Genomic DNA, 6,331 nt, shown 5'->3' with positions numbered 1-6,331 from the left:
TATAGAGGGCCGGCAGGCAATTTTTATTGGTATGATATTGTTTTGGAGCAGCAAAACAGGCCTAACATTAGCTGCGCTAACTTCAAAACCTCCCTTTTGACCTTAATGTCACATTTTGGTACAATCCACTTCGTTCACAAAAAATTAACAAAATATTTTTTGGAGAACACGAATTATTTCCGTATTTTCACCTCGAAAGCGGGCTGAAAAGCGCCGGGATTTAGTTCAAGTCCTCACCCCATAGGGGAAAGGCCGGATGATATCTGTAAGCGTAAAATAGAGGAGGACCTTTCCCCCTGTGGTAAGATGGGAGTAAAAAGACAGGGGGCAGAGAGGTCATGAGTGAGGAAAAGCGAATTTTGCAGTGCCTGAACTGCGGGCAGCCGTTTGAGCCAACGTGTCATATCACGCGGCAGAAATTTTGCTGTGACGTATGTCGGCACAAATATCATAACGCCAAGCGGCATTATGATGTGCCAGTAGATATCTGCCCAGGCTGTGGAGATATCGTGGAGCAGAGTGGAGAACGGGGACGGCGGAGGCGGTTTTGCAGTGACCAATGCCGGGTCAAATATCATGCTCGTAAGGTCATGGAACGACGGCAGGCAAGAGAACAAACAAAAGCGATCTGTCCCAACTGCGGGAAAGAGTTTCAGGCAGAATGGGGAACAGGGAAACAACGGCGGTTCTGCAGTGACCCGTGTAGGATCGAATGGTGGGCGGCGTATCACAAAGCGAATCCCAGTATAGAAGAACCGGCGGAGACATGTGCGACCTGTGGAGCACCGCTGCCAGGGAAGCAAAAAGGCCAGAAATATTGCAGCCGGTTTTGTTACCTGTTGGCGATGGACCAGACACATGTGGAAGGGACCTGCCAGTGGTGCGGCCGGCCGATCGCCACCACCATTGGGGTGGAGCGGACCTATTGCAGCCGGGAATGTGCGGCAGCAGGCCGGTACGCTTTGCGGGGGTTTCACAAAGGCAGCCACCGGATCAGTGCCGCAGATACCCAGCTATGGCTGGAAAAGCTGACACAGGCCGCCAGAGCGAACAAAAGCGGTGTGCGTGGGAAGCGAGTCCGTCTTGTATGCGGAACGACCAGCATGTACACCGGCCTGGATGGATTGACCGCGATCATCCGCTATCATTTGCGGTGTGATCCATACGATGGAAGCGTGTATGTGTTCCGTGACGGAACGGGCAGTATGCTGAAATATATTGAATGGGATGGTCAGAGCTTTCAACAGGGGAAACGGCGGGCCCAGAGCGGCACATACCCCTGGCCGAAAGGAGAGTCTGGCCGTGTGGTCGAGATCAGCGAGAAAGAGTTTACATATCTTCTGAGTCGATCTATTGTGCCGTTCAAGTCCCATAAGAAAGATATCTAAAAAGCAGAAAAGTGCTGTGATGATTGAAATCACGGCACTTTTTTGCTATAATTTAAGTATGAAAACAAAAGAGAGAAGCCCAGCGGAGTGGCGCGCGCTGCTGGATAAAAAAGAAGATGAAATCGCATTCCTGCATCGGCAGATCGACTGGCTGACACAGCAGCTTCGGCTTGCGCGAGGGCAGCGTTTTGGTGCGTCCAGCGAACAGACACAGGCGATCCTGGAACAGGTGTCGCTGTTCCAGGAGGCGGAATCGGAGTCATGTGCAAAGATGCCGGAACCAGAACTGGAGCAGGTCACATATAAGCGGAGGAAGCAGAAAGGAAAACGGGAACTGGATTTTTCTGGCCTTCCCGTGGAACAAGTCATCCATGAACTGCCGGAAGCCGAACAGGTCTGTTTGGAGTGCGGCGGGAAACTGCATGCCTGCGGTCATGAGGTGCTGCGCCGGGAACTGGCCTATGTTCCCGCGCAATATAAAGTGGTGGAACATGTACAGACGGTATATGCGTGCAGGTGCTGTGAAAGGAACAGCGACCATGTCTTTCTGCGGAAAAGCGAGGTTCCCGCCCCACTGATTCCTGGAAGCGGGGTGGCTTCACCAAGCCTGTTGGCCCATATTATGAACAGCAAGTATACGTTGGCCCTTCCCCTTTACCGGCAGGAACAGGAGCTGCAGCGGAGGGGGCTGTCGATTTCCCGGCAAACCATGTCCAATTGGATCATCTATGCGTATCAGCATTATTTCCCCAGCCTTTTTCATGCTCTGCACCAGGAGCTGCTGAAGAGTGAGATCCTCCACGCGGACGAGACCACGTTGACTGTGCTGCGGGAGGATGGCAGGCAGGCCAGGCAAAAGAGTTATGTGTGGGTATATCGGACATCCGGCGATGCGGTAAGCCCAGTGGTGCTGTACGATTACCAGCCCAGCCGCTCCGGTGTGTGTGCAAGCAATTTTCTGCAGGGCTTCACTGGGCTGCTACATACAGATGGGTATGAGGCATACCACTGCAAATTGCCGCAGGAGATCACAGTTGCGGGCTGCTGGGCACATATGAGACGAAAATTCACGGATGCGTTGAAAACGCTTCCGAAAGATATCCGGGCACGCTCTCCAGCTCAGGTCGGTCTGGAGTACTGCAATAAGCTGTTCCATCTGGAAGAAGATTACGCAAAACAGGGACTTTCTTTTCAGGAAAGATTTTTCGCCCGGATGGAACGCTCCAGAACGGTGGCAGAAGAATTTTTCGCCTGGGTGAGAGAGGAACAGGAGAAAAATCCCGTACCAAAAAGTATGTTTGGTACGGCGTTGACTTATGCCCTGAATCAACGGGACTGGCTGATGAATATATTTCTGGACGGACGGCTGGAGCTGTCTAATAACCGGGCGGAGCGTGCGGTACGTCCCTTTGCCATTGGAAGAAAAAACTGGTTGTTCTGCAACACACCTCATGGCGCCAATGCCAGTGCAACGATCTATTCCATTGTTGAGACGGCCAAAGCGAATGGCCTGCGGCCTTTCCACTATTTAAACTTCCTACTGGAACGACTCCCTCACGGCTATTCCCCGGAAGCTTGCCTCCCATGGGAGGAAACGGCCCAGTCTATATGCAGATAAAGGCTGCCATTTGTGAAAAATGGCAGTCTTGCTCTTTCCTGAGGTGTCCTCCTCTATTTTACGCTTACTGATATCTTTTTCTTGTGCAGTAAAATTTGGACACGAAAAAAGCCCGGAAACCGCATGGTTCCGGGCTTTTTCGGTGCGATATCTTTTTTGGTCGCACAATGTGGTTGCGGGAGGAGGACTCGAACCTCCGACCTCCGGGTTATGAGCCCGACGAGCTACCAACTGCTCTATCCCGCGATATGGTGCCGGAGACCGGGATCGAACCGGCACGGGATCGCTCCCACGGGATTTTAAGTCCCGGGCGTCTGCCAATTCCGCCACTCCGGCATAGGGTGGCTTCCGGTCTGCTCCTTTCAGAGTGCTTAAATAGACTATCATAAATATGTCCCTGTGTCAAGTACAAAATTTTTTAAAATTGCATTGGATTGTTGTATGGAAACGTACACATATTTCCCGATGCCTTACATATACTGATATGTATATCACAACTTTACCATTGGAGGAGTCAGACATATGGGTGATGAAAAGATTTTGCTGCCTGAAAGTGCCATTTCTGCCGGAGAGCGAAAGGATGATTTGGATGATCTTATCTTTCGTGGAGAGGGATGGCTGATCAGCGACCGATAAAAAAGGCCGTCTCTCAAAAGGAGAGACGGCTTTTTTCGTAAAGAACAGGTTTTTCTTTACAATTCCAGGCCATTCATATATAATAATTGGGCTGAAATCGGAATTTAAAAGAAAGAGTGGGACAGTTATGCTCCAGTTTGATGAATACAAGGTAAAATTGAACAACCTGGCTCCCGCCCTGAAGGAGTTGGCTCAGGCACTGGATTTGGAGAGTGCGGAGCGGGAACTTGATATGCTTCAGGCCGAATCTGCGGCCGATGGATTTTGGGACAACCTTGCAAAAGCGCAAAAGGTGCAGCAGCGGATCAAGAACCTCCAGGACAAGGTGGACAGCCAGAACAAACGCCAGCGCCAGTGGGATGATCTGATGGCCCTGTGCGAGATGGGCAATGAGTTTGAAGATGAATCCCTGCTGCCCGAATTGGAGGAGGGCTTTGCTCAGTTGGAGGCCAATATGGAATCCGCCCGGCTGGAGACCCTGCTCACCGGGGAGTACGACCGCTCCAACGTGATTTTGACCATCCATCCCGGTGCGGGCGGCACTGAGGCCCAGGACTGGGCCCAGATGCTCTACCGGATGTACACCCGGTGGACCGAGCGTCACGGCTTTACCTACCAGATCATGGATTATCAGGAGGGAGACGAGGCGGGGATCAAGTCGGCCACCATTATGATCGAAGGAGTCAACGCCTACGGCTATCTCCGGGGGGAGCACGGTGTGCACCGCCTGGTCCGGGTGTCCCCCTTTGATGCCAATGCCCGGCGTCAGACCTCCTTTGCCTCAGTGGAGGTCATGCCCGATCTGCCTGAGGATGTGGAGGTCGAGATCCGGCCTGAGGATATTGAGATGCAGGTGTACCGGGCCAGCGGCGCCGGCGGCCAGCACGTCAACAAGACCTCCTCTGCCGTGCGCTTGATCCACAAGCCCACCGGCGTCGTAGTGGCCTCCCAGCAGGAGCGCTCGCAGTTCCAGAACAAAGATAACTGTATGAAAATGCTCCGTGCCAAGCTGGTGGAGCTGCAGATGCAGGAAAAGGCGGAGAAGATTTCCGACCTGAAGGGTGTGCAGCTGAAAATCGAGTGGGGCAGCCAGATCCGCTCCTATGTGTTCATGCCCTACCAGTTGGTGAAGGACAACCGCACCGCCTATGAAACCAGCAACATCAATTCCGTCATGGACGGCGATCTGGACGGCTTTATTAACGCCTATTTGACCGCCGAGGCCACCGGAAATTGGGCTACCAAATAATGTGGAAAAAGGATATTCGTCCGCCTGGGCGAATATCCTTTTTTTGGTTGACAGGCCCTGGGACAAAACGGTATGATGGAAGAAGAAACAGAGATTGGGAGGGACGGCAATGAAAAAAGGCAAACTGGTTTGGTTGGTGTGTTTGGGACTGCTTTTGGCGGCACTTACTGCCTGTGCAAGCAAGGAAGCGGCCGCTTCCCAGTCGGGGTCCCAGTCGGAAGACATTCCGGTGATTGCCCCTGTACCGGAGCCGGTAGAAGAACCGGAGCCCGAGCCGGTCTATCCCTATACCAACCCCCTGACGGGGGAGGGGCTGATGGAGGACATCAGCGGGAAGCGGCCCATTGCCGTGATGTTTAATAATCTGGAAAAGGCTCTGCCCCAGCTGGGCGTAGGGCAGGCGGATGTGATTTACGAAATCGTGGCGGAAGGGGGCATTACCCGGATGATGGCCCTGTTCCAGGACATTCAGGGGGTAGGAGACCTGGGTTCCATCCGCTCGGCACGGGACTACTATGTGAATCTGGCCTATGGCCACGACGCCATCTATGTCCACGCGGGAGGAAGCCCCCAAGCCTATGAGGCCATCAAGGGCTGGGGGGTCAACGCCATCGACTTTGTCAACGGGCCATGTGGGGTGGACAGCTGGCGGGATCAGCAGCGCCGGGCCAGCGCCGGATATGAGCATTCCCTGCTCACCTCCAGCACGAACCTTGTAGAGCAGATGCCCTCGTGGTTCCGTCAGGAGCACAAGGAAGGCTATCAGGTGGGGTGGACCTTTGACCAGGAAACGCCCGCCGGGGGAGAGGCGGCCACAGCGCTGACCGTGCCCTTCTCCACCTATAAGACCGGGTACTTCACCTATGATGAGCAGAGCGGACAGTATAGCATTTCTCAACATATCAACGGAAAGAACCGGGATTATGTGGATGGAAACACCGGGGAAGCGGTGCTGGTATCCAATGTGTTGGTGCTCTACACGGATATCTCGGTGATTGCCGGGGACTCCGCCGGGCGGATGTCCGTACGGACTACGGGAACGGGAGATGGTCTCCTTCTTCGGGACGGACAGGTCTACCCCATTACCTGGCAGCGGGACAGTAAAAACGGCTGCTATGGCTTTGTTGGAGCAAGCGGAGGAGAGGTTTTTCTGAAGCCGGGGAACAGTTACATCAACGTAGTGAAATCCTCCGCCCAGGTGGAGTGGAACTGAGGAATTTTCCCAGAATTTAACCGAAATGAGACCCTGCGGCCTCTTGCAAAGAGGGGAGAAAGAATGGTACAATAGCTTCACCCGGCGGCCTCTGAGGACGAACCGGGTGGAGCTTGTGCCTTGCAGGAAACTGTGGGCATGCAACCCAAAATTGAGACGAAAGGAAGTGGGGGCCAAACATGGAAGGCCGAAGTTATAGCTGCGATGCAGATAGCCGCTGTCACAGA

5 protein-coding genes and 2 tRNA genes are annotated in these 6,331 nt (G+C 53.5%); 5 read left to right on the top strand and 2 right to left on the bottom strand.

Annotated elements, in window-relative coordinates; translation table 11 throughout:
• The 3 genes from ACTQ3R_RS13215 to tnpC form a co-directional block, all read left to right on the top strand.
• A partial coding sequence (locus tag ACTQ3R_RS13215) for a hypothetical protein (protein ID WP_441779675.1) occupies positions 1 to 207 on the top strand: 207 nt, incomplete at its 5' end.
• A 653-nt stretch (positions 208 to 860) separates the two neighbouring features.
• The gene (tnpB, locus tag ACTQ3R_RS13210; RefSeq protein ID WP_441779674.1) at positions 861 to 1,388 is read left to right on the top strand and encodes an IS66 family insertion sequence element accessory protein TnpB; all 528 of its coding nucleotides are present in this window, start codon (positions 861 to 863) and stop codon (positions 1,386 to 1,388) included.
• A 19-nt stretch (positions 1,389 to 1,407) separates the two neighbouring features.
• Complete coding sequence (gene tnpC / locus ACTQ3R_RS13205; protein WP_418771488.1) at positions 1,408 to 3,006, top strand: IS66 family transposase; 1,599 nt, start codon at positions 1,408 to 1,410, stop codon at positions 3,004 to 3,006.
• A 170-nt stretch (positions 3,007 to 3,176) separates the two neighbouring features.
• On the opposite strand, the gene ACTQ3R_RS13200 is transcribed toward tnpC, so the two are convergent.
• Together ACTQ3R_RS13200 and ACTQ3R_RS13195 are read right to left on the bottom strand one after the other, a co-directional pair.
• A tRNA-Met gene (locus ACTQ3R_RS13200) sits at positions 3,177 to 3,252 on the bottom strand.
• 3 nt (positions 3,253 to 3,255) lie between these two features.
• Positions 3,256 to 3,342 (bottom strand) — tRNA-Leu (locus tag ACTQ3R_RS13195).
• Positions 3,343 to 3,769: 427 nt separating this feature from the next.
• Between ACTQ3R_RS13195 and prfB the strand changes: the two genes are divergently transcribed.
• Together prfB and ACTQ3R_RS13185 are read left to right on the top strand one after the other, a co-directional pair.
• Positions 3,770 to 4,891 carry a peptide chain release factor 2 gene (gene prfB, locus ACTQ3R_RS13190; RefSeq protein WP_441779673.1) on the top strand — a complete coding sequence of 374 codons (1,122 nt, stop codon included), beginning with the start codon at positions 3,770 to 3,772 and terminating at the stop codon, positions 4,889 to 4,891.
• A 109-nt stretch (positions 4,892 to 5,000) separates the two neighbouring features.
• Positions 5,001 to 6,104 (top strand): DUF3048 domain-containing protein, encoded by a 1,104-nt coding sequence (locus tag ACTQ3R_RS13185; protein WP_441779672.1) that lies wholly within the window; start codon positions 5,001 to 5,003, stop codon positions 6,102 to 6,104.
• The last annotated feature ends 227 nt before the right edge of the window (positions 6,105 to 6,331 follow it).

It is taken from the genome of Lawsonibacter sp. LCP25S3_E2, assembly GCF_052117285.1.
In the GTDB taxonomy this organism is placed as follows: domain Bacteria; phylum Bacillota; class Clostridia; order Oscillospirales; family Oscillospiraceae; genus Lawsonibacter.
This window is presented reverse-complemented; position numbering and strand designations above follow the sequence as displayed.